The organism is Streptomyces sp. YS-3, assembly GCF_045257485.1.
In the GTDB taxonomy this organism is placed as follows: Bacteria; Actinomycetota; Actinomycetes; order Streptomycetales; family Streptomycetaceae; genus Streptomyces.
This window is the reverse complement of the sequence record NZ_JBJHPC010000050.1, coordinates 1-22890: the sequence shown is the minus strand read 5'-3', so window position 1 is coordinate 22890 and position 22890 is coordinate 1. Positions and strand designations below refer to the sequence as shown.

General features: G+C 73.2%; 17 protein-coding genes and 1 pseudogene. 13 read left to right on the top strand and 5 right to left on the bottom strand.

What is annotated here, in order from left to right; translation table 11 throughout:
• Nucleotides 1-4: 4 nt before the first annotated feature.
• Complete coding sequence (gene paaK / locus ACJA3G_RS07525; RefSeq protein ID WP_406552089.1) at nt 5-1303, bottom strand: phenylacetate--CoA ligase PaaK; 1299 nt, start codon at nt 1301-1303, stop codon at nt 5-7.
• A gap of 197 nt (nt 1304-1500) precedes the next feature.
• Here paaK and ACJA3G_RS07520 point away from each other — a divergent pair, with 197 nt between their 5' ends.
• The gene (locus ACJA3G_RS07520; RefSeq protein ID WP_406552088.1) at nt 1501-3024 is read left to right on the top strand and encodes an alpha/beta fold hydrolase; all 1524 of its coding nucleotides are present in this window, start codon (nt 1501-1503) and stop codon (nt 3022-3024) included.
• Nucleotides 3025-3040: 16 nt separating this feature from the next.
• On the opposite strand, the gene ACJA3G_RS07515 is transcribed toward ACJA3G_RS07520, so the two are convergent.
• Nucleotides 3041-4660, bottom strand: a complete 1620-nt coding sequence (locus ACJA3G_RS07515) for an acyl-CoA synthetase (RefSeq protein ID WP_406552087.1) — start codon at nt 4658-4660, stop codon at nt 3041-3043.
• A gap of 165 nt (nt 4661-4825) precedes the next feature.
• Between ACJA3G_RS07515 and ACJA3G_RS07510 the strand changes: the two genes are divergently transcribed.
• The 6 genes from ACJA3G_RS07510 to ACJA3G_RS07485 all read left to right on the top strand — a co-directional run bounded on the left by ACJA3G_RS07510 (nt 4826) and on the right by ACJA3G_RS07485 (nt 10026).
• On the top strand, nt 4826-5626 hold the full coding sequence (locus tag ACJA3G_RS07510; protein ID WP_406552086.1) for a crotonase/enoyl-CoA hydratase family protein: 801 nt from the start codon (nt 4826-4828) through the stop codon (nt 5624-5626).
• A gap of 37 nt (nt 5627-5663) precedes the next feature.
• Nucleotides 5664-6617 (top strand): Zn-ribbon domain-containing OB-fold protein, encoded by a 954-nt coding sequence (locus ACJA3G_RS07505; protein ID WP_406552085.1) that lies wholly within the window; start codon nt 5664-5666, stop codon nt 6615-6617.
• On the top strand, nt 6617-7672 hold the full coding sequence (locus tag ACJA3G_RS07500; RefSeq protein WP_406552084.1) for a thiolase domain-containing protein: 1056 nt from the start codon (nt 6617-6619) through the stop codon (nt 7670-7672). Before ACJA3G_RS07505 ends, ACJA3G_RS07500 begins: the two co-directional genes overlap by 1 nt.
• Nucleotides 7669-8835 carry a thiolase domain-containing protein gene (locus ACJA3G_RS07495; protein ID WP_406552083.1) on the top strand — a complete coding sequence of 389 codons (1167 nt, stop codon included), beginning with the start codon at nt 7669-7671 and terminating at the stop codon, nt 8833-8835. The genes ACJA3G_RS07500 and ACJA3G_RS07495 overlap by 4 nt, the downstream gene beginning before the upstream one ends.
• A 138-nt stretch (nt 8836-8973) precedes the next feature.
• A complete protein-coding gene (locus tag ACJA3G_RS07490) occupies nt 8974-9213 on the top strand; it encodes a DUF397 domain-containing protein (protein WP_406552082.1) in 240 nt (79 codons plus the stop codon).
• Between the two features lie 189 nt (nt 9214-9402).
• A complete protein-coding gene (locus ACJA3G_RS07485) occupies nt 9403-10026 on the top strand; it encodes an ABATE domain-containing protein (protein WP_406552081.1) in 624 nt (207 codons plus the stop codon).
• A gap of 12 nt (nt 10027-10038) precedes the next feature.
• On the opposite strand, the gene ACJA3G_RS07480 is transcribed toward ACJA3G_RS07485, so the two are convergent.
• The gene (locus ACJA3G_RS07480; protein ID WP_406552080.1) at nt 10039-11100 is read right to left on the bottom strand and encodes an isoafricanol synthase; all 1062 of its coding nucleotides are present in this window, start codon (nt 11098-11100) and stop codon (nt 10039-10041) included.
• A 335-nt stretch (nt 11101-11435) separates the two neighbouring features.
• On the opposite strand from ACJA3G_RS07480, the gene ACJA3G_RS07475 reads away from it, so the two are divergent.
• The 3 genes from ACJA3G_RS07475 to ACJA3G_RS07465 all read left to right on the top strand — a co-directional run bounded on the left by ACJA3G_RS07475 (nt 11436) and on the right by ACJA3G_RS07465 (nt 16322).
• Entirely contained in the window at nt 11436-14285 is a 2850-nt protein-coding gene (locus tag ACJA3G_RS07475) for an ATP-binding protein (RefSeq protein ID WP_406552090.1), read from the top strand.
• 56 nt (nt 14286-14341) lie between these two features.
• Nucleotides 14342-14842 carry a hypothetical protein gene (locus ACJA3G_RS07470; RefSeq protein WP_406552079.1) on the top strand — a complete coding sequence of 167 codons (501 nt, stop codon included), beginning with the start codon at nt 14342-14344 and terminating at the stop codon, nt 14840-14842.
• A gap of 148 nt (nt 14843-14990) precedes the next feature.
• A complete protein-coding gene (locus ACJA3G_RS07465) occupies nt 14991-16322 on the top strand; it encodes an N-acetylmuramoyl-L-alanine amidase (RefSeq protein ID WP_406552078.1) in 1332 nt (443 codons plus the stop codon).
• A gap of 122 nt (nt 16323-16444) precedes the next feature.
• Here the strand turns inward: ACJA3G_RS07465 and ACJA3G_RS07460 are convergent, their stop codons facing one another.
• Nucleotides 16445-17584, bottom strand: coding sequence for an aminoglycoside phosphotransferase family protein (locus tag ACJA3G_RS07460; protein ID WP_406552077.1), 1140 nt, complete (start codon nt 17582-17584; stop codon nt 16445-16447).
• Nucleotides 17585-17817: 233 nt separating this feature from the next.
• Here ACJA3G_RS07460 and ACJA3G_RS07455 point away from each other — a divergent pair, with 233 nt between their 5' ends.
• On the top strand, nt 17818-19311 hold the full coding sequence (locus ACJA3G_RS07455; RefSeq protein WP_406552076.1) for a hypothetical protein: 1494 nt from the start codon (nt 17818-17820) through the stop codon (nt 19309-19311).
• Between the two features lie 89 nt (nt 19312-19400).
• On the opposite strand, the gene ACJA3G_RS07450 is transcribed toward ACJA3G_RS07455, so the two are convergent.
• Nucleotides 19401-20831, bottom strand: a complete 1431-nt coding sequence (locus ACJA3G_RS07450; protein WP_406552075.1) for a PP2C family protein-serine/threonine phosphatase — start codon at nt 20829-20831, stop codon at nt 19401-19403.
• Between the two features lie 621 nt (nt 20832-21452).
• Here ACJA3G_RS07450 and ACJA3G_RS07445 point away from each other — a divergent pair.
• Together ACJA3G_RS07445 and ACJA3G_RS07440 are read left to right on the top strand one after the other, a co-directional pair.
• On the top strand, nt 21453-22328 hold the full coding sequence (locus ACJA3G_RS07445; protein WP_406552074.1) for a RimK family alpha-L-glutamate ligase: 876 nt from the start codon (nt 21453-21455) through the stop codon (nt 22326-22328).
• A pseudogene (locus ACJA3G_RS07440) lies at nt 22325-22890 on the top strand (RimK family alpha-L-glutamate ligase); the annotation flags it as partial. The gene ACJA3G_RS07445 and the pseudogene ACJA3G_RS07440, both read left to right, overlap by 4 nt.

Sequence of the window (22890 nt, the reverse complement as noted above, 5' to 3'; positions counted from 1 at the left end):
CTCGTCAGCCCGCCCCGGCGCCCCCTCGCAGATCCACGATCCGCCGGAACTTGCCCACCGACCGCTCGATGGTGTCGGGGTCGACGACCTCCACCTCCACCGAGACCCCGACGCCCTCCTTCACCGCCGTCACGACCGACCGGGCGGCTGCCTCGCGCTGCTCGGGAGCGGTGCCGGCCCGCGCCTCCACCCGTACCGTCAGCGCGTCCAGCCGGCCCTCCTTGGTCAGCCGCAGCTGGAAGTGCGGGGCGAGGCCCGGTGTGCGCAGCACGATCTCCTCGATCTGGGTGGGGAAGAGGTTCACCCCGCGCAGGATCACCAGGTCGTCGCTGCGGCCGGTCACCTTCTCCATCCGCCGGAAGACCCGCGCCGAACCCGGCAGCAGCCGGGTCAGGTCCCGTGTCCGGTAGCGGATCACCGGCATGGCCTCCTTGGTGAGGGAGGTGAAGACCAGTTCGCCGCGCTCGCCCTCGGGCAGCACCTCCCCGGTGAACGGGTCGACGATCTCCGGGTAGAAGTGGTCCTCCCAGATGTGCAGCCCGTCCTTGGTCTCCACGCACTCCTGTGCCACCCCGGGTCCCATCACCTCCGACAGCCCGTAGATGTCGACGGCGTCGAGCGCGAAGCGCTCCTCGATCTCACGGCGCATCTCCTCCGTCCACGGCTCCGCGCCGAAGATCCCGACCTTGAGCGAGGTCGTACGGGGGTCGACGCCCTGCCGCTCGAACTCGTCGAGGAGGGTCAGCATGTACGACGGGGTCACCATGATGATCTCGGGGCGGAAGTCCTGGATCAGCTGGACCTGGCGGGCCGTCATACCGCCGGAGGCGGGGATCACCGTGCAGCCGAGCCGCTCCGCGCCGTAGTGCGCGCCCAGGCCGCCCGTGAACAGGCCGTATCCGTACGCCACATGCACCTTGTGGCCCGGGCGTCCGCCCGCCGCGCGGATCGAACGGGCCACCACGTCCGCCCAGGTGTCGAGATCGCGCTCGGTGTAGCCCACCACGGTCGGGCGGCCGGTGGTCCCGCTGGAGGCGTGGATGCGGCGGATCCGGGACTCGGGGACCGCGAACATCCCGAACGGGTAGTGGTCGCGCAGATCCGCCTTCGTGGTGAAGGGGAAGCGGGCGAGGTCGGCGAGCGAGCGGCAGTCCTCGGGCCGTATCCCCGCCTTGTCGAACGCCTCCCGGTAGAAGCCTACGTGCTCGTACGCATGGCGCAGCGAAGCCCTCAGCCGGTCGAGCTGGAGCGCCTGAAGCTCCGGCCGGCTCAGCCGTTCCGCTGCGTCCAGCAGGGGTTCCATGGGCCGCTCCCGTCCTCGCCGGTCGTCACTCCGCCAGAAAACGGACGACCGATCATTCGGTAGATCTGCTCGGGTTCAGTAATCCAGCCACCGGACCGCACCGTCAAGGCCTGTGGACAACGCCCCCGCACCGCGCCCTTCGCGCTCTGGGCGAAACCCCCTTGGCCCGGCCGCCGCCGGCTGTGAGGATCACCGGCATGCCCAAGTTCACCGCGTACGACGGAACCGAGCTCGCCTACCGCCTGGTGGGGACGGGGCAGCCGCTGATCTGTCTGCCCGGCGGTGCCATGCGGGCCTCCGCCTATCTGGGCGATCTGGGCGGCCTGTCCGCCCACCGGCAGCTGGTGCTGCTCGACCTGCGCGGGACGGGTGACTCGGCAGTGCCGCGGGACCCCTCCTCGTACCGCTGCGACCGGATGACCGACGACGTCGAGGCGCTGCGCGAGCACCTCGGCCTGGAGCGCGTCGACCTCCTCGCCCACTCGGCCTCCGGCAACCTCGCCACCCTCTACGCGGCGGCCCACCCGCACCGCGTCGGCTCGCTCGTCCTGGTCACCCCCGGTGTCCGCGCCGTCGGCCTGGAGATCACTCCCGACGACTGGCGGGCCGCGGCGGCGCTGCGCGCGGGCGAGAGCTGGTACGAGGAGGGCCGCACCGCGCTGGAGGAGATTTGGGGCGGGCGCGACGCGCGCGAGGTGTGGACGGCCGTCCAGCCGTTCATGTACGGGCGGTGGGACGAGGCCGCGCGCGCCCACGCGGCGGGCGAGGACACCCAGATCAACCGCGCGGCGGCCGGCATCCACTACCAGGACGGGGTCTTCGACCCGCCCGCCACCACCGCCGCGCTCGCCGCCGTGGACGCGCCCGTGCTGGTCCTCGCGGGGGCGTACGACGCCACCCCCACCCCCGAGCGGGCCGCCGAGTTCGCCGCGCTCTTCCCCCGGGGCGAGGTCACCGTGCTGCCGGGCGCCGGGCACTTCCCGTGGCTGGACGCGCCCGGCGACTTCGTACGGACGCTCGCGGCCTTCCTGGCGCCGGACGTGCGCGGCGTGCGCACGGCATCCGGTGTCCGTCTCGCCTACCGGGTCCTGGGCGAGGAGTCCGCGCCGCCGGTCCTCCTCGTCCACGGACGGGGCGGCACCGGCGCCGACTGGAGCGGGATCGCCGAGGCCCTGGCCGCCACGCGCCGGGTGTACGCGCTCGACCTGAGCGGCCACGGCCTTAGCGACTGGCCCGGCCGCTACTCGTTCGAGGGGTTCCGCGACGATCTGCGCGGCTTCGTCGACGCGCTCGGCCTGGCCGGCGCCGATGTGGTGGCCCACTCCATGGGCGGCGCGGCGGCCCTCCTGCTCGCGATCGGGGCGCCGGAACTGGTCGGGCGGCTCGTCCTGGAGGAGTGCCCGCCGCTGATCCCCCTCGATCCGCCGCGCGGGTTCATGGACCGGCCCGACGGGGAGCTCTCCTTCGACTGGCCGGTCGTCACCGACGTGGACGCCCAGCTCAACGAGCCGGATCCGGCCTGGCGCGCGGGTTGCGCGTCCCTGGCCACGCCGACGCTGATCGTCGCGGGCGGCCCGGACAGCCACGTCGACCAGAAGGCGATCGCGGAGATGGCCGCCCTCATCCCCGGTGCCCGGCTCGTCACCCTGGAGGCCGGCCACTCGGTCCACGCCGGGCGGCCAGCCGAATTCCTGGCGGCGCTGCGGGAGTTCGGCATCTGACGGAGGTCCCGGAGGGTCAGCCCGCCGACTCCACGGCCACCGCCCGCGCCCACCGGTAGTCGGCCTTGCCGCTGGGCGAGCGCTGGATGCTCGGCGCGATGACCAGCTGGCGCGGCACCTTGTACCCGGCGAGCCGGGTACGGCAGTGGCTCTGGATGGCGTCGAGCGTCAGTGCCTCGGCGCCCTCGCGCACCTGCACCACCGCCGCGACATGGTTGCCCCAGGTCGCGTCCGGCACCCCGGCCACCAGCGCGTCGTACACGTCCGGATGGGACTTGAGCGCCTGCTCGACCTCTTCCGGATAGACCTTCTCCCCGCCGGTGTTGATGCACTGCGAGCCGCGCCCGAGCACCGTGACGATGCCGTCCTCGTCGACCGTGGCCATGTCGCCCAGCAGCACCCAGCGCTCCCCGTCCCGCTGGAAGAACGTCTCGGCGGTCTTCGCCGGGTCGTTGTAGTAGCCGAGCGGCACATGGCCGCGCTGGGCGATCCGGCCGGGTTCACCGGGCTTCACCGGCTCGTGGGTGGCCGGGTCGACCACCGCCGTACGGGAGTTGACGCGCAGCCGGAAGCCCCGGTCGGGGCCGGAGTCGTCGGTGGCGGTGCCGTTGAAGCCCGATTCCGAGGAGCCGAAGTTGTTGAGCAGCATCGCGTTCGGCACCAGCGCGCTGAACTGGGCGCGGACCGTCTCGGACATGATCGCGCCGGAGGACGAGACGCTGAACAGGGACGAGCAGTCGATGCCCTTGAGCGGGCCGCTCAGGGCGTCGATGAGCGGGCGCAGCATCGCGTCCCCCACCAGTGACACGCTGGTGACCCGCTCCCTCTCGATCGTCCGCAGGACCTCCTCGGGGACGAACTTGCGGTGGATGACCACACGCTGGCCGAAGTGGAAGCCGATGAACGCGGTGAGGGTGGAGGTGCCGTGCATCAGCGGGGGAGTGGGGAAGAAGGTGATGCCCTCTCCGCCCGCCGCGACCCGCTCGGCCAGCTCCTCGGGGCGGGAGACCGGCTCGCCGGTGGGCGCGCCGCCGCCGAGCCCCGAGAAGAACAGGTCCTCCTGGCGCCACATCACGCCCTTGGGCATCCCGGTGGTGCCGCCGGTGTAGATGATGAAGAGGTCGTCGGGGGAGCGGGGCGCGAACCCCCGCTCCTCGGACCCGGCCGCCTCCGCCCCGGTGAACGGCACCGCGTCCAGCGTGGGCGCGCCCTCGGGCGGCTCCCCGACCCGTACCAGATGGCGGAGTTTCGCGGTGTGCGGCAGCGCGCCCGCCACCCGCGCGGTGAACTCCGCGTCGAAGACCAGCGCGGCGAGATCGGCGTCCCGGTAGAGGTAGACCAGCTCCTCCTCCACATAGCGGTAGTTGACGTTGACCGGGACGATCCGGGCCTTGAGGCAGCCGAGCACGGTCTGGAGGTATTCCACACCGTTGTACAGATGCAGGCCCAGGTGCTCGCCCGGTCCGACGCCGCTGTCGATCAGGTGGTGGGCGATCCGGTTGGCGGCGGCGTCCAGTTGGCGGTAGGTCAGCCGGCGCTCCGCACCCGTGCCGGGGTGGTCGAGGTGGACCAGCGCCTCGCGGTCGGGGACCACGTCGACGACCGACTCGAACAGGTCGGCAAGGTTGTACTCCACCGCTCCTCCTGACCCCGGCGCCATCCGTGTGGCCGTCATCAGAGCAGAGCCCGTCACAAGTGGGAAGGGCCTTCGGGGAAAGAATCTGACTGCCTGTCAGAAAACTATTGAACTGCGCCCCCGGCTCCTGCAACCTGTTCCAGTCCGACGACGGGAGGCAGGTCCATGGGTGGCACCGAACACCTCACCGTGCGGCGCGAGGGCGCCACACTCGTACTCACGCTCAACCGGCCCGAGGCCAGGAACGCGCTCTCGCTGTCGATGCTGGTCGGCCTCTACGACGGCTGGCTGGCGGCCGACGCCGACGACACCGTCCGCTCGGTCGTCCTCACCGGCGCCGGTGGCGCGTTCTGCGCGGGCATGGACCTCAAGGCCCTGGCGGGCAGGGGCATGGAGGGCGAGGCGCACCGGGACCGCCTCAAGGCCGACCCGGATCTGCACTGGAAGGCGATGCTGCGCCACCACCGCCCCCGCAAACCCGTGATCGCCGCCGTCGAGGGCCCCTGCGTGGCGGGCGGCACCGAGATCCTCCAGGGCACCGACATCCGCGTGGCGGGCGAGAGCGCCACCTTCGGGCTCTTCGAGGTCCGGCGCGCCCTGTTCCCCATCGGCGGCTCGACCGTCCGGCTCCAGCGCCAGATCCCGCGCACCCACGCCCTGGAGATGCTGCTCACCGGCCGCCCCTACACCGCGCGCGAGGCCGCCGGCATCGGCCTGATCGGGCACGTCGTCCCGGACGGCACCGCCCTCACCAAGGCCCTGGAGATCGCGGAGCAGATCAACGCCTGCGGTCCGCTCGCCGTCGAAGCGGTCAAGGCCTCGGTGTACGAGAGCGCCGAGATGACCGAGACCGACGGCCTCGCCGCCGAACTCGCACGCGGCTGGCCGGTCTTCGACACCGCCGACGCCAAGGAGGGCGCCCGCGCCTTCGCCGAGAAGCGCCCGCCCGTCTACCGGCGCGCCTGAGCGCGCACCCGCGCCGCGCGCCCGTAAGGAGACCCCGATGTCCGAAGTCCTCAGCGCCCCCCTGGTGGTCGAGTTCCCGTTCACCCGCTCGCTGGGCCCCGTCCAGAGCGCCTTCCTCACCGGGCTGCGCGAGCGGACCGTCCTCGGAGTGACGACCTCCGACGGCAGGACGCTCGTGCCACCCGTCGAATACGACCCGGTCACCGCCGAGGAGCTGCGCGACCTGGTCGAGGTCGCCCCCACCGGCACCGTCACCACCTGGGCCTGGAACCCCTCCCCGCGCCGCGGCCAGCCCCTGCCGCACCCCTTCGCGTGGGTCCTGGTCCGCCTCGACGGCGCCGACACCGCGCTGCTGCACGCCCTGGACGCGCCCGGCCCCGACGCCGTGCGGACCGGGATGCGGGTGCGGGTGCGATGGGCCGGGGAGCGCGAGGGCGCCATCACGGACATCGCGTGCTTCGAACCGTACGAGAGCGAGGCGGCGGGACGACCGCGCCCGCACGACGGGGCGTTCGCGGACCCGGTCACCGGGATCGTCGCCCCGGCCCGGCTCGACTACACCTACAGCCCGGGCCGCGCCCAGACCGGATACATCGAGGCGCTGGCCGAGCACCGGACCGTCGGCGAGCGCTGCCCCTCGTGCCGCAAGGTGTACGTGCCGCCGCGCGGGGCCTGCCCCACCTGCGGGGTCGCCACCGAGGAGCGCGTGGAGGTGGGACCGGCCGGCACCGTCACCACGTACTGCATCGTCAACATCAAGGCCAAGAACGCGATGAACGACGCCATCGAGGTGCCCTACGTCTACGCGCACATCGCCCTCGACGGCGCCGACCTCGCCCTGCACGGCCGGATCGGCGGCATCCCCTACGACCAGGTGCGGATGGGGCTGCGGGTCGAACCGGTGTGGCGCGAGGGTGGCCGCCACCCCGACCACTACCGGCCCACCGGCGAGCCCGACGCCGACTACGACGCGTACAAGGAGCTGATCTGATGCGCCCCGCACGGGATGTGGCCGTCGTCGCCTTCGCGCAGAGCGACCACCGGCGCCGCACGGACGAGCTCTCCGAGGTCGAGCTGCTGATGCCGGTGCTGCACCGGGTGCTGGCGAGCACCGGACTGCGGACCAGCGACATCGGCTTCACCTGTTCCGGCTCCTCGGACTACCTCGCCGGCCGCGCCTTCTCCTTCACCATGGCCCTGGACGGCGTGGGGGCCTGGCCGCCGATCGCCGAGTCGCATGTCGAGATGGACGGTGCCTGGGCGCTCTACGAGGCGTGGGTGAAGATCCTCACCGGGGAGGCCGACACCGCCCTCGTCTACTCCTACGGCAAGTCCTCGCCCGGCGAACTCCGCGACGTCCTGACCCGCCAGCTCGACCCGTACTACCTGGCGCCCCTGTGGCCCGACTCCGTCGCGCTCGCCGCGCTCCAGGCGCAGGCCCTCATCGACGCGGGAGACACCGACGAGCGCGCGCTCGCCGCGATCGCCGCCCGCAGCCGGGACTCCGCGACCGCCAACCCCCGCGCACAGGTGCGCGGCGCACGGCCGCAGGGCGACTACCTCGTACGCCCGCTGCGCACCGGCGACTGCCCGCCCATCGGGGACGGAGCCGCCGCCGTGATCCTCGCCGCCGGCGACACCGCGCGCGGGCTGTGCGAACGGCCCGCCTGGATCCGGGGCATGGACCACCGCGTCGAGGCCCACGCCCTGGGCGTGCGCGACCTCACCGACTCGCCCTCGGCGCGGCTCGCGGCCGAGCGCGCCGGGGCCTTCGACCGGCCCGTCGACACCGCCGAACTGCACGCCCCCTTCAGCTCCCAGGAGGTCGTCCTGCGCAAGGCGCTGGGATTGGCCGACGGGGTACGGGTCAACCCGTCCGGGGGCGCGCTGGCCGCCAACCCCGTGATGGCCGCCGGACTGATCCGGATCGGGGAGGCCGCCGCCGGGATCCACCGGGGCGACTCCGACCGGGCACTGGCCCACGCCACCTCGGGGCCGTGCCTCCAGCAGAACCTCGTCGCCGTACTGGAGGGGGAGCCGTCGTGAGCAAGGAACCCGTGGCCGTCGTCGGGATCGGCCAGACCAAGCACGTCGCCGCCCGCCACGACGTCTCGATCGCGGGCCTGGTCCGCGAGGCGGCCCAGCGCGCGCTGGCCGACGCGGAGCTGGGATGGGCGGACGTCGACGCCGTCGTCATCGGCAAGGCCCCCGACTTCTTCGAGGGCGTGATGATGCCGGAGCTGTACCTCGCGGACGCCCTCGGCGCGGTCGGCAAGCCCCTGCTGCGGGTGCACACGGCCGGCTCGGTCGGCGGCTCCACCGCGCTGGTCGCCGCGAACCTGGTGGCCGCCCGTGTCCACGGCACCGTCCTGACCCTGGCCTTCGAGAAGCAGTCCGAGTCAAACGCCATGTGGGGCCTGTCCCTGCCCATCCCCTTCCAGCAGCCGCTGCTCGCCGGGGCGGGCGGCTTCTTCGCGCCCCACGTACGGGCCTATATGCGGCGCACCGGTGCCCCCGACACCGTCGGCTCGCTCGTCGCGTACAAGGACCGGCGCAACGCCCTGCTGAACCCCTACGCGCATCTGCACGAGCGGGACATCACCCTGGAGAAGGTGCAGGCGTCCCCGATGCTCTGGGACCCCATCCGCTACTCCGAGACCTGCCCCTCCTCGGACGGGGCGTGCGCGATGGTCCTCACCGACCGCGCGGGCGCGGCCCGTTCGCCCCACCCGGCCGCGTGGGTGCACGGCGGGGCGATGCGCAGCGAACCCACGCTCTTCGCGGGCAAGGACTTCGTCTCCCCGCGCGCGGGCAAGGACTGCGCCGCCGACGTCTACCGGCAGGCGGGGATCGCCGACCCGCGCCGCGAGATCGACGCCGTCGAGATGTACGTGCCGTTCTCCTGGTACGAACCCATGTGGCTGGAGAACCTCGGCTTCGCGGCGGAGGGCGAGGGCTGGAAGCTCACCGAGTCGGGCGTCACCGAACTCGACGGGGACCTGCCGGTCAACCCCTCGGGCGGGGTCCTCTCCACCAATCCCATCGGCGCCTCCGGCATGATCCGCTTCGCCGAGGCGGCCCTCCAGGTGCGCGGGCGGGCCGGTGAGCATCAGGTGCAGGGGGCGCGCAGAGCACTGGGGCACGCCTACGGCGGCGGCTCGCAGTTCTTCGCCATGTGGCTGGTCGGCTCCGAACCGCCCGGCCGCTGAGGGCCGGGCGGTTCGGGCACCGGGGCGCCCCCGGCCCGTCGTCGCGGGTGGGGCGCGGTACTCCTTCCGTGGCCTGTCCGGGACCGGACGCGATCGCTAGTCTGGCCCGGACGACAGGGAACCGGGAGGAGCAGGGACGTGGCCGAGAGCACCACCCAGCAGACCCTTGTGGGCTGGGACAAGCCGGATCTCGATCTCAGCAAGGCCGACTGGAGGTCGAGCAGCCAAGGGACGGGAGACGTCCAGATCGCGTTCGTGGAGGGGTTCATCGCGATGCGCAACGGGGGCCGCCCCGGCAGCCCCTCGCTGATCTTCAACCCGGCCGAGTGGCGCGCCTTCGTGCTGAACGCGCGCGACGGCGAGTTCGACCTCACCTGAGGCACGGGACGGACGGGGCCGCCCGGCCCGGTCGCGGTCTCCCGCGCACCCGCCCGGCCCGCGCGCCGGGCGGGGCCGGAGCCCGCCCGGGGACGGACGCCCGTCGAGGCCGGGCGCCCGCCGAGGGACAGGCGGGCCGGTCAGGGGCCCGGAAGCCGCCCAGGTCCGGCGCTTGCCATCGTGGCTACCATGAGCCGCATGCCCGACCACTCCCTCGTGCTCGACCTCGCCCTCACCGTCCGCCATGACGGACGCGGCGGGGTCGCCGACGATCTGAGCGGGCCGGAAGGACTGACGGCATGGGTACGGGAGCACGCCACCGCCTTCGACGCCGACCCCCGGGCACTCGCCCACACCTTCACCGCCGACGGGGAGACGCTGGCGGCCGTGCGCGCGCTGCGGGCCGCCGTGCGCGCCCTGCTCGCCCGCGCGGTACGGCCGGAGCCGCCGAGCCGCGCCGACGCCGAGCGGCTGCTGCCCGCGAGCACGGCCCTGGACCTGCTGAACTCGGCCGCCGCCGCCGTCCCCACCGCGCCCCGCCTGGAGTGGCCCGAGGGCTCCGAGCCGTACACCGTCCACCGCGGCACCCGCGCCCCCGACGCCGCCACCGTGCTCGGTGCCGCGCTCGCCCGCGCCGCCATGGCCCTGCTGTCGGGGCCCGACCGGGACCGGCTGCGGGCCTGCCACGCGCCCCGGTGCGTGCGGTACTTCCTCAAGGAGCACCCGCGCCAGGAGTGGTGCGGGCCCTCCTGCGGCAACCGCGCCCGGGTCGCCCGCCACCAGCGGCGCCGACGGCTCCCCGCCCAGCCGTAGCCCCGGCGGACGTCAGGCGTCCAGCGCGTCCGCCTGCTCGAAGAGGTGCGCCCAGGGCCGCTGCCCCCGGCCCGCCGCCTCGATGCCGGTCCTGTTGTACCGGGCCGTCGTACGCGACCACGCCAGATTGCCGCTCATCAGGGCGCGCATCCCGGCCACGTAGTCGTCGACCTGGGCCCGCAGCTGGTCCGAGACGCCGGTGCCCGCGAGTGTTCCGGTCAGCTCGGCCGCGAGCGTCTGGAAGCGCTGCACCCGCGAGTTGGCCATCCGGGCGACCTCACGGGCGGCCCGGTCCACCGAGAGCCCGGACCCCTTGTGCAGGATGATCACGCTGTTGTTGACGTCCCCGGCGGCCAGCTCCTTGTCCGCGGAGACGATGTCGTTGACGAAGATCACCACATCGGCGGTGATCCAGCGCATTTCGGCCAGTGGGCTGCCCCGGTGCAGCTCGTCGGGGAGCGTGTAGCGACCGCACCGCTCGACGAGATCCAGACAGGGCTGGACCCCTATGGAGTCACGGCGTCCGCGCAGGAAGCCGGGCAGCGACGGCAGCCCGGTCCGGGTGCGGTTGACCGCCTCCCAGTGGTAGGCCGTCAGATAGTCCCGCCAGTGCTCGCGGAAGCGGTTCTGCCACAGGAGCGGGGTGTCGCGGCTCAGCCGCTTCCACAACTCCGCGAGCGTACCGGCGAGATGGCTGGTGGGGTCGCCCGGGGCGGGGCCCCGCTCGCTCATCGTGCGCAGCATGATGTCGATCTGCCGGGCCACCGCGTCGGGCTGCCGCCCTATCGGACCGTCGAACTGGTCGTCGAAGACGAAGAACCAGGCGTTGAGATCGGTCGCCAGCGCGAGATCCGCGTCGGTGGCGTCCGGATAGAAGTACGCCATCAGGCGTTCCAGCCCCATCGCGTCGTACTCGTCCGTGGCCTTCTGGTCCGAGAGCATCCCGAACCGGTGAAGCCAGCCCAGCGTGTGCTGACGCGCCAGCGCGTGGCGCGGATGGCAGCGGGCCGGAAACGGGATGTCGACCAGTCCCGTGCGGCCGTCCGACAGCTCTTGGCCTGGTGGGGACGCCATCGCTCCGCCTCCTGAACGCCGAGGGGGGTGAGCAGCCTTGGGCGGAGCTGCTGTCCGGAAAGCTCATAGTGCGCCCGTGTCCGAAAGCGCACAAGCGGCGTGTGGCCCGGCGCTTCGCGCCCCCGGGGGCGGCCCAACGCCCCAGCAGAACCAAGCCAGTTAGTCAAGCTGGATTTGCAAGACAGTCACATCGGTGTCACGGTGCGTGTCCGAAAGCGTAGGCTCGGCCCTACTGGCAAAAGGGGACGGTTGTGGCGGACTCGAAAGGCCGGCGGACCGGTGGTGCGCGCAGGCGGCTGTTCGAACGGGATAATGAACTCCTGTTGTTCGAAGGCATGCTGGACGACCTGTGCGGCACCGGAGCCGAGGGGGATACGGGCGCGCCGAGCGGCGGGCTGCTCGCGATCGCGGGAGCGGCCGGACTCGGCAAGACGAGCCTGATCGCCGAGATCCGCAGGGAGGCACTCGCACGCGGCTGCACCCTGCTGACCGCCCGCGGCGGCGAACAGGAACAGGGCGTGGCCTTCCACGTGGTGCGCCAGCTGGTGCAGCCCGTACTGGCCGCGACCGGCGAGGACGAACACCGCAGGATACTGGGGACCTGGTACGACATCGTGGCGCCCGCGGTCGGCCTGGTCGCCGTCCCGGGCGGCGGCTCGCCCGACCCGCAGGGCGTGCGCGACGGCCTCGACTGGCTGGTGACCCGGTTCGCCGTCCAGCACACACCCGTCGTGCTCATCGTCGACGACGCGCACTGGGCGGACGGTGAGTCCCTCACCTGGCTGAGCTCGTTCGCCCTGCGCGCCGCCGAACTGCCGATCCTGATCGTGACGGCCTACCGGCCCGACGAACTGCCCGCGCAGGCCGTCGAGTTCCGCAGGCTGGCCGAGCGGCACGGCTCCCGCCCCGTCAACCTGGCCCCGCTCTCCCCGCACGGCGTGGGCAGGCTCGTCCACGACGTGCTGCAGAACGGCGCCGACGACCTCTTCTCCCGCGAGTGCTGGGCGCTCACCGGAGGCAACCCGTTCGAGGCCGTCGAGCTGATCGCCAAGATCCACGAGCGGAACATCAAACCGCACTACGCCAACGCCGCCGAGCTGCGCGAGCTCGCCTCCTCCGCCCGCGGCAGCGGACTCATCGAGCGCCTGGAGCGGCTCGGCCCCTCACCGGTCAGGCTGGCCTGGGCCGTCGCCATCCTGGGCACCTCGGTCGACCCGCAGATGGCGAGCAGTGTGGGCGGCCTGGGCGCCGAGGAGTCGGTGGACGCGATCCAGCGGCTGCGCGAGGCCCGCGTCCTGGCCGAGCGCACGGGCGACACCGACCGGCTGGACTTCTTCCACCCGCTGGTCGGCACGGCCGTCTACCGGGCCATCCCGCCCGCGATGCGGGTGGCCATGCACGGGCAGGCCGCCGTCCGCGTCACCGAGGCGGGCCTCGGCCCCACGGTGGCCGCCCGCCACCTGCTGGAGATGCATCCCGAGGACGACCGCTGGGCGGTGCAGCAGCTGCGGGCCGCGGCGCGCGAGTGCATGCGGGCCGGCGCCCCCGAGGCCGCCCGGCGCTGTCTGGCCCGCGCCCTGCGCGAACCGCCCTCCCTGGAGGACCGGGCGGAGGTGCTCTTCGAGCTCGGCTGCTCGGCGCTCCTGAACGAACCGGCCACCACCGTCAACCACCTCCAGGCAGCCCTGGAGGAGCCGGAGCTCGACCCCGCCCTGCGCGAGGCCATCACCTGCCGGCTCGCCCAGGCACTGGCCCACACCGACCGGATGGGCGAGGCGGCCGAGCTGGTCGCCGTCGAGGCCAGGAGCTCCAGCAACCCGCGCACCCGGCTGCGGATGCAGGCCGAGGGCTTCAAGTGGAACGCCTTCCGCGCCGACGAGCAGGACTCCGCCGCCCGCTCGCGCAGGCTCGCCCGCCTCGCCGACCACCTCACCACCCGGGGCATGGCCGAGCGCTACATCCTGGGCCTGCGCGCCTGGGATGCCATGGTCCGGGGCGAGCCCGCCGCCACCGCGCTCGCCTACGCCGAGGAGGCGCTCGGCGACGGCCTCTCCTGGACCGACGAGGAGTGGGGCTTCGAGGTCCCCGTGATGGTCGCGCTCACCTTCATGTACTGCGACCAGCCGGGCCGCGCGGACGACCTGTTCAGCAAGGGCATCGCGGAGTGCGAGAACCGGGGCTGGCGCGGCGCCCACCTCTCGTTCGGTCTCACCCTGCTCGGCTACATCCGGTTCTGCCGCGGCCGGCTCGCCGAGGCCGAGGACCTGGTCCACGGCGGGCTGCGGATCGCCGACCGGGTCGGCCAGCGCATCCCCGCGCAGTGGTTCGCCCTCGGCATCCTGATGGAGATCCTGCTGGCCAGGGGGAGGGTGGACGAGGCACAGGAGCTCTCCGACCGCTACAACTACGGCCAGGTCGTCCCCAACGCCGTCGTCTACCCCGACTCCGAGACCGTCTACAGCGAGCTCCTGCTCGCCCGCGGGCTGCGCAGCGACGCCGAGCAGCGGCTGCGCGCGGTCGGCCGGCGCCTGGACCGCCGGGGCATGCGCAACCCGGCCTGGTGCCCCTGGCGGCCCCTGCTCGCCGAGGCACTGGCCCAGGCCGACCCGGCCGAGGCCCAGAAGGTCGCCGACGAGGCCGTGGAGCTCGCCCGCAGGTTCGGCACGTCCGGCGCCATCGGCCGGGCCCTGCACTCGGCCGCCAAGGTCGCCACCGGAGCGAAGAGCCTCAAGCTCCTCGCGGAGGCCGTGCACCACCTGGAGCGCTCGCCGTCCGCGTACGAGCTGGCCTGCGCGCTGGTCGACCACGGCGCGGCGCTCAGCCGCGCGGGTCTGCCCCAGGACGCCTCGGAGCTGCTCGTCCGGGGCATGGAGAGCGCGGCGAGCTGCGGCGCCGACGCGCTGGCGGCCCGGGCCCGCCAGGAACTGGCCGCCTCCGGGCTGCGCCCGCTGCGGCTGCGTGCGGTGGGCACGGACTCGCTGACCACGCACGAGAAGACGGCGGCCGACCGGGCGGCACGGGGCTGGGAGAACATGCGCATCGCCGAGGAGCTGGGTGTGCGGGAGCGGGACGTGGAGCTGCTGCTCTCGGGCGTCTTCCGCAAGCTCGGCACCGACCGGGCCGGACTGCCGGAGGTCCTGCGGCACAGCGAGCCCCCCTCCGCCCCCGGGGCGCCGCCGCGCTGAGCGGCCGGACGTGGGCCGGGGCCCGTCGCGGTGCCCCGGCCACGTACCATGGCGGCATGTCGTTCCTCCGCCGCCGCAGCTCCGCCACTCCCGCGGGCCCGGACTTCGATGTCCTGGCCATGGACCCGGGCGACTGGCCCGGAAACCTCGGGGCCGGGCTGCTGCCCGCACCCGACGGAAGCTGCCAGGGCGTCTTCCTGCGCTACGACCTGTTCGGCGGCCGGGGCCCCGCGATGGTCATCGGCAATCTGCCCGAGGGCTCCCCGGCCCGGGAGCTGGACGAGGGCCAGGTGCCGTTCGAGGTCTCCCAGCTCCTGCTGGCGCTGGAGAACGACGAGCCCGTCGAGGTCGTCGGCGCCGAGGACATCCCCGTGATGCAGGGCGACAACCTGCTGATCGTGCGGCGCCTCAAGCTCTCCGAGAGCCGCGTCTCCTGTGTCCAGTTCGACCGCAGCGACCGGGTGCTTGTCACCATCGCGAGCTGGGACCGGCCGATCACCGACGATCTGTACGCGCTCCTCAAGCCGCTTCCCGCGGAACTCTTCCAGCAGGGCTGACGGCGCCAGCGGCAGGTCAACGGCCTGCCACTGGTCTCCTCCACTGACACAACACGCCCTTCCCGCAGCGCTCTTGACGCGCCCTCACCCGGGGTCACACAGTGTGCGCGCACCGCACCGAGGTGAACTCCCGGCAGGAAGGGCCGCCATGACATCCCATCAGAGGACCGGGCTCGCACGCGCGCTGACCGCCACCGGGGCCTTCGGGCTCGCCCTCCTCGCCCCCCTGTCACCGGCCGGTGCCCAGGAGCGCGCCACCGAGTGCCCGCGCGTACTGAAGTGCGACTGGATCCCCGCGGCGTACCAGCAGAACGGCGATCCGGCCAACAAACAGGCGTACGGGAACTACGACATCGCCGACCGGCCGTCCACCAACCGCATCAAGTACATCGTCCTGCACGACACCGAAGAGGACTACGCCGGTACGATCCGGATCTTCCAGGATCCCAAGCGAGCCGTCTCCGCCCACTACGTCGTCCGCTCCTCGGACGGCCATGTGGCACAGATGGTGAAGACCAAGGACGTCGCCTGGCAGGCCGGGAACTGGTACGTCAATACGCACTCCATCGGCATCGAACAGGAGGGCGTCGCCGTCGAGGGCGCCACCTGGTACACCCCGCAGATGTACCGCTCCACGGCCGCGCTGGTGCGCTACCTCGCCGCCAAGTACGACATCCCCCTCGACCGGCAGCACATCCTCGGCCACGAGAACGTGCCGCCCACCACGGCCGCGGGCACCAAGAACATGCACTGGGACCCGGGCCCGTACTGGGACTGGAACCGCTTCATGGCCGTGCTCGGCGCCCCCACCCACCCCACCGCCCGCCCGAGCAGCCGACTCGTCACCATCAGCCCCGAGTTCGCCGCCAACCAGCAGGTCTTCCGCGACTGCGAGAAGAACACCGACCTGCCCGTCCAGGGCAGCAGCGCGGTCCCCCTGTACACCGAGCCCTCCACCAGCGCCCCGCTCTTCGCCGACCCCGGCCTCCACGCCCCCGGTCAGCCCGGGACCAACTGCGCCGCCGACTGGGGCAGCAAGATCAGCGCCACCCAGCAGGCCGTGGTGGCCGAGCGCAGACCCGGCTGGACGGCGATCTGGTGGTACGGCCAGAAGGCCTGGCTCCGGACCCCCGAGCACATCCGCACCACCACCCCGACGGCCGGCCGGATCGTCCGGCCGAGGCCCGGACTCACCGAGGTGCCGGTGTACGGCGTCGCCTACCCCGACAAGGCCGACTACCCGGCCGACTTCACCGCCCCGCGCGTGGGCGCCCCGCTCCCGTACACCATCAAGGCGGGCCAGTCCTACCCCGGCGGCGGCGAGGCCCCCACCGGCTACTTCTACGCGCCGACCATCGACTCCTCGCTCCCCTACGACCACACGTACTTCCCCGGCGCGGCGAAGTACGTCACCGTCCAGATCGGCCATCGCGTCGGCGTGGTGCGGGCCGCCGACGTGGACGTCGTATGGGTGCGCTGAGGACACCCGCACACGGCGACGCGCCGCGCGCCCGGTGTGTCGGCACCGGGTGCGCGGCGCGCCCCTTTCCCGGGCCCCTCCGGCGGAGCAGGTAGCCGGACGGGCCCCTCACACGGCGGCGGTCAGCGGGTCCCGACCGCCGCACGCACGGCCCGACGCGCCATGGCGCAGTCGTCGTGCAGCCTGCGCAGCAGCAGCCGCTGCTGCTCTCCGGCCGAGGGCACACCCGGCTGCTGCGGCGAGGCGGTGCCCGAGGGCGCCGAATCGCGCATGGCGCGCTGCACGGCCGTCTCGTACGTCCGGATCTCCCGCGTCAGTACGAGCATCAGGTTCACCAGGAAGGCGTCCCGCGCGGCCGGGCCCGCGGCCTGGGCCGCCTGGCTGATCTGCCGCCGGGCCGCCGGGGCGTCCCCGAGCACCGCCCACAGCGTCGCCAGGTCGTACCCCGGCAGATACCAGCCGGCGTGCTCCCAGTCGACGAGCACCGGGCCCGCGGGGGACAGCAGGATGTTCGTCAGCAGCGCCTCACCGTGCGAGAACTGCCAGGTGACGGTGCGGCCCGCGTGGGCCAGACCGTGCAGCAGCTTCTGCAGGTCGCTCAGATCCCGGTCGGTGAAGAGACCGAGCTCGTGGTAGCGGGCGATCCGTGGCGCGTACTCCAGCGGCCGGGTGAACAGCTCGGCCGGCGGGCGCCAGTCGTTGACCCGGCGGATCGCCCCGAGCGCGGCCCGGATGTCGGTCCTGGGCGGAGCCTCGACCGGATGTCGGGCCAGGGCCGCCGCCCGGCCGGGCATCCGCTCGATCACCAAGGTGCAGTTGTCCGGGTCCGCCGCGATCAGCCGGGGCGCCCGCACGGGTGGGCGGTGCCGGACGAACGCGCGGTACGCAGCTATTTCGTGCCGGAACCGCTCCGCCCAGGCGGGCGAGTGGTCCAGCAGGCACTTGGCGACCGCGGTGGCGCGGCCGGTGGTGCCGACGAGCAGCACGGACCGGCCGCTGCGCCGCAGGACCTGCACCGGGTTGAACTCCGGGCAGACGCGGTGCACGGACGCGATGGCCATCCGCAGCTGCGCGCCCTGCGGGCCGGACAGGTCGATCCTCCCGCTGAGCGGCTGGACGCCCGCCCCGGGCCGGCGCGGGGTCCGGCCGGCGCCGAGCGCCGCCGGAGCGGCGTGCGTGGGGTCGAGGTACGGTCCGCCGCCCGTCACCAGGTGGCGGTGCGGCCGGGGCGGGGCTGACACGGAGGACGATGCTGTGTACATGGGCGAGACAGATCCCTTCGTGCGCCGACGAGTTGCTGGCCAGCCCGGCCCGGTGGCCCTGATCCCACCCTGGGGAATGGGGTCCGCCTGCCGGGGCGGGGTGGCGCCTTCTTACCTGACACCCGGTCGCGGGTGGCACACCATCTGGCGCACCCTGGCGAACCCTGGCGAATAGTCCCACCGCATCTGACAGGGGGTTACTGTCAACTCAGCCGAGAACCTGGGGGCTTGAAGTGAACGGACAACCCAACACTCGCCTGAACGACCTCTTCGGCCTCGCCGGCTGGTCCAAGGGCGAACTCGCGAGGCTGGTGAACCGGCAGGCGGCGGCGATGGGCCACCCCCAGCTGGCCACCGACACCTCCCGGGTGCGGCGGTGGATCGACATGGGGGAGTCCCCGCGCGATCCGGTGCCGAGGGTGCTGGCGGCGCTGTTCACCGAGCGGCTCGGCCGTGTCGTGACCATCGAGGACCTCGGTTTCGACCGGCAAGGGCGCACCGGGAAGCGGCGGGACGTCGGACCCAAGCACAACCCCGACGGCCTTCCGTGGGCGCCCGAACGGACGGCGGCGGTCCTCACCGAATTCACGGGAATGGACCTCATGCTCAACCGACGCGGTCTGGTGGGCGCGGGCACCGCGCTCGCCGCAGGCTCAGCACTCAGCAGCGCCATGCACGACTGGCTGCACACCGACCCGGCACTCGCGGCCGACGCCCCCCGTCTCGACGATCCCCTGCACGCCGACCCCGCCGGGTACGACCGCTACGAGGCCGCCCCGATCGGGTCGCAGGAGATCGGCGCGCTGGAGCGCTCGGTCGAGGTCTTCCGGGCCTGGGACGCGTCCCGGGGCGGCGGACTTCAGCGCAAGGCCGTGGTGGGGCAGCTCAATGAGGTGGGCGGCATGCTCGCCTACCGTCACCCCGACCACCTCCAGCGGCGCCTGTGGGGCGTCGCCGCCAACCTGGCCGTCCTGGCCGGCTGGATGTCCCACGACATCGGCCTCGAACCCACCGCCCAGAAGTACTTCGTCATCGCCGCGCACGCGGCCCGCGAGGGCGGCGACCGTCCGCGCGCCGGCGAAGCCCTCTCCCGCGCGGCCCGGCAGATGGTCCATCTGGGCCGTCCCGACGACGCGCTCGACCTCATGAAGCTCGCCAAGTCCGGCTCCGGGGACGAGACCCTGCCGCGCACCCGGGCCATGCTGCACACCATCGAGGCCTGGGCGCAGGCGTCGATGGGGCACGGCCAGGCGATGCGGCGCACCCTCGGCGAGGCCGAGGAGCTCTTCGTCTCGGACCGGGGCGACGTCCCCCCGCCCAGCTGGATGCAGATGTTCGACGAGGCGGACATGCACGGCATGCAGGCCCTGGCGTTCCGTACGCTCGCCGAGCACGACCCGAGCGCGGCGAACATCGCGGCCCGCCATGCGAAACAGGCGCTCGAACTACGGGTCAACGGGCGCCAGCGCTCGAAGATCTTCGACTACATCTCGCTCGCCTCGGCGTGCTTCATCGCCGACGACCCCGAGCAGGCCGACCGCTACGCCCGGCTGGCCCTGGTGTCGATGGGGGAGACCTCCTCCCACCGCACCTGGGACCGGCTGCGCGAGATGTACCGGCTGACCGGGCAGTACTCCGGATACCAGAAGATCCAGGACCTGCGCGAGGAGATCCAGCTGGCCCTGCCGAAGGCGCCGACGCGCCGGGGCGGGAACATGGACGCGTAAAGGGCGGGCCCGGAGCACCGGACCCGCCTCGTCCCACCGAGCATCAATCGACCCGGACCGCCCTCAACCGACCTCTGCCGCCCGGGCGTTCACGACCCGATCCGTGCCACCAGCACGCACGCGTCGCCCTGGCGGTCCGTCTCGCCGAACTCCTCGACCACCGTACGCACACCGTCCTGCGCGGTGCGGACCGCGTCGAGGCGGGGCGCGAGCTCCAGCAGCCTGCGGCACCCCGGCTCGTCCGAGGTGCCCCGCCGGGTCAGCCCGTCGGTGTGCAGGACCAGCAGATCGCCGGGCCTCAGCTGCACCTCGGCCTGTCCGTACCCGGCTCCTGACGTCGCTCCGAGCAGCACCCCGTCCGGGGGCGTCAGCGCGCACCCCGTCCCGCCGCGGAACAGCAGCGGGGCGGGGTGTCCCGCTTGTGCCCAGGAGAGGACGCGGGTGGCCGGGTCGTACTGGCAGCAGACCGCGCTGCCCAGGGCGGGCTGGACCGAGTGGTCGAGCAGTTGGTTGAGGTGGCTCATGAGGTCGCCGGGGCGGATGCCGGCTACCGCCATGCCGCGCAGCGCGCCGAGCAGCATCGCCATGGCGCCGGTGGCGGTCACCCCGTGTCCGGTGAGGTCTCCGACGGTCAGTAAAGACCTGCCGTCGGGCAGTTCCAGCGCGTCGTACCAGTCGCCGCCGATGAGCGCGCTGCTGGCGGAGGGCAGGTAGTGCGCCGCGACGTCGAGCGCCGCCGGGTTGCCCTGGGGCAGCCGCAGGGAACCGCGCCAGGGCGGCAGCACGGCCTCCTGGAGCTCGACGGCGAGCCGGTGTTCGGTCCGGGCGATGTGCCGCTCGCGCCGCAGCGAGTCGCGCGACTCCCGGACGGCGCGCTGGCTGCGGCGCAGCTCGCTCACATCGCGCAGCACGGCCCACATCGAGGCGGTGCAGCCGTCGGCGTCGAGGACGGGCTCGCCCATCATGTGCAGCGTCCGCACCCGTCCGTCGGTGCGGACGATCCGGAACTCGCCGTCGATCGGCTTCCCGTCGACCAGACAGTCCGTCACCATGGCCGTCAGCAGCGCCTGGTCCTCGGCGAACACCATCGACGGCAGTTCGTCGAGCGACATCGCCCCGCTCTCGGGGGGCCGTCCGAAGATCTGGAAGAGCTCGTCGGACCAGTCCACCGCGTCCGTGAGCAGGTTCCACTCGGCGCTGCCGACCCGGCTGAGCAGGGAGCCGGGCAGCGGGTCGGGCTCGAAGCGGGGCGGCTCCTCCTCGACGGTCTCCTCCGGCGCGGGCTCGGGCAGCCCCTCCTTCAACTGGTCCAGATGCGTACCGAGGTCGTCGAGGTGATGGACCGCCAGGTCGCACAGGGCGCGCTGCCAGCGGCCGTGCGCGTCGTCGTCCACGACCGCGTCCCGCCGTACGGCGTCCACTCCGCCGCGGAGCCGACGGGTCTGTGTGATTAGTGCGTCGACCGTCTCCCGCTCCGGCGGTTGCGGGCTGGGACGGTCCGCGAACAGATGGGACGGCATGACGTACTCCGATACAGGCGCGGCACTGCAAGTCGGAAGGATGGACCGGTAACGACTGTTGCACAGGCGGCGAGGCCCCGTAAGGGATTTGGCAACACTCGATACGGTGGTGCTTCTGGCATATGCCTGAGGCCTTCCTTGGGCGATCAGCGCACGCCTCGCCGAACGGGATTTCCACGGGCAGGCGCACTCCAAACCACCAGTACAGCACCGTTGAGGAGGGGAAAGGACGCCGAGGACAGCGCCTCCGTGTCCGTTTTGCCCGTGATCTCGGCCCCGGGACGCCGGCCGGGGCCGTCCGGATCGGCGCGGGCGCCCCGCCGAAGGCCGTGCCGCCAGGGCGGGGGCCGATCGGACCCCGGGGCGCACAGCGGGGCGGTGCGCAACCTCCGGTCGACCAATACGCCCGCGCGCCCGGCCCCGGCGCGCTCGGCGGGGGGCACCGGAGAGGCGGACATGGTCCGACGGCGTGCCCTGCCCCCGGGGGACCGCGCTGACCTGCGCCGAAACCCTTTACGGGGTGGAGAGCGAGGTTCTTGGCCGTTCATGACATCCTGTGTCGTCACAGCTCGCCGGACAGATGGGATCGGCGGACGTCCGGGGGGTTACAGGGGAAGGTCGATGAGGCTCTGCTTTCTGGTGGAGGAGCACTACCGCCACGACGGCATGCCGGTGGAGGTGATCCGCCAACTCGTCGCCTGGGGTCATCGGGTGGACGTACTGCGCCCCGGCGGCTCCCTGCTGCGGATGTCCGAGGCGGTCAGCGCGGGCAGCCACGACGCCTGGGTGCTCAAGACGGTGTCCGGCGGCCCCGGGCTCACGCTCCTGGAGGCCGCCGCCGCGGTGGGCCTGACCACCGTCAACGACGCGCGGTCGATCCGGGGCGTACGGGACAAGGCGCTCGCGGCGGCCATCGGCCGCGGCCGGGGCCTGCCGATGCCGACGACCTACGCCGCGGCCGTCCCCGAACTGCTCGCGGAGATACCCGATTCCGAGTTCCCGCTGGTGGTCAAGCCCGCCGACGGCAGCGCCGGGCGCGGGGTGTGCCTGGTCCCGTCGCCGGACCGGCTCGCCGCGATGACGGGAGAGCTGGGGGGCCAGGGCATGCTGGTGGCCCAGCCGTACGTGCCCAACGCGGGCGTGGACCTCAAGGTGTACTGCGTGGGCGGCGAGCTGTACGCCACCGAGCGCTGCTCCCCGCTCCACCCCGACCACGCCGTCCGCGAACGCCGGGTGGAGCTGCCCGCCGAGGTGGCCGCGATCGTCGCCCGGGTCGGCGCGGTCTACGGCCTGGACCTGTACGGGGTGGACGTGCTGCTCGGCCCCGACGGGCCGGTGGTGGTCGACGTGAACGACTTCCCCAGCTTCCGCCAGGTCCCCCAGGCGGCGGCGCGCGTGGCGCGCGCGGTGCTGGAACTTGCCCGCACCGGCCGGGCGAGCGCCCCGGACGTCTTCCCGGCGGCGATCATCCCCGAGCAGCCGGGGGCGGCCGTATGAGGATTGGTCTCATCACCCCGGAGCCCGGCCATCCCCTGCTCGCCGCCACCACCGCCCTGCTCGCCCCCGGCCACGCGGTGGAGGCGGTGGACCCGGACGCGGCGCCCCCGGAGCGCGTCGCCGACGTCTATCTGCTCAAGTCCCGTACGCCCCGCGCGCTCGCGCTGGCCCGGGAGCTGGAGGCGCGCGGGGCCGCGGTGCTGAACTCCGCGTCCGCGACGGGCCTCGTCCAGGACCGCACGGCGATGGCCGAGGCGGCCGTCCGGGCCGGGCTGCCGTTCGCGGCGACCCGCACCTTCGCCGCGCTCGCCCCCCTGCCGGACGACCCGGACCTCACCTATCCGCTGGTGGTGAAGAGCCGGCACAGCCGCCGCCACGACCTGGTCGCCCGCGCCGACGGCAGCGCGGAGCTGCGGGTGCTGGCCGAGGAGTGGGCCGGGGAGCCGGTGGTGGTGCAGGAGTTCACCGCCAACAGCGGCTGGGACCACAAGCTGTGGGTGATCGGGGACCGGGTCTTCGCCGCGCTGCGCCGCTCCGAGCTCGCGCCCGGGGGCCGCGGCCC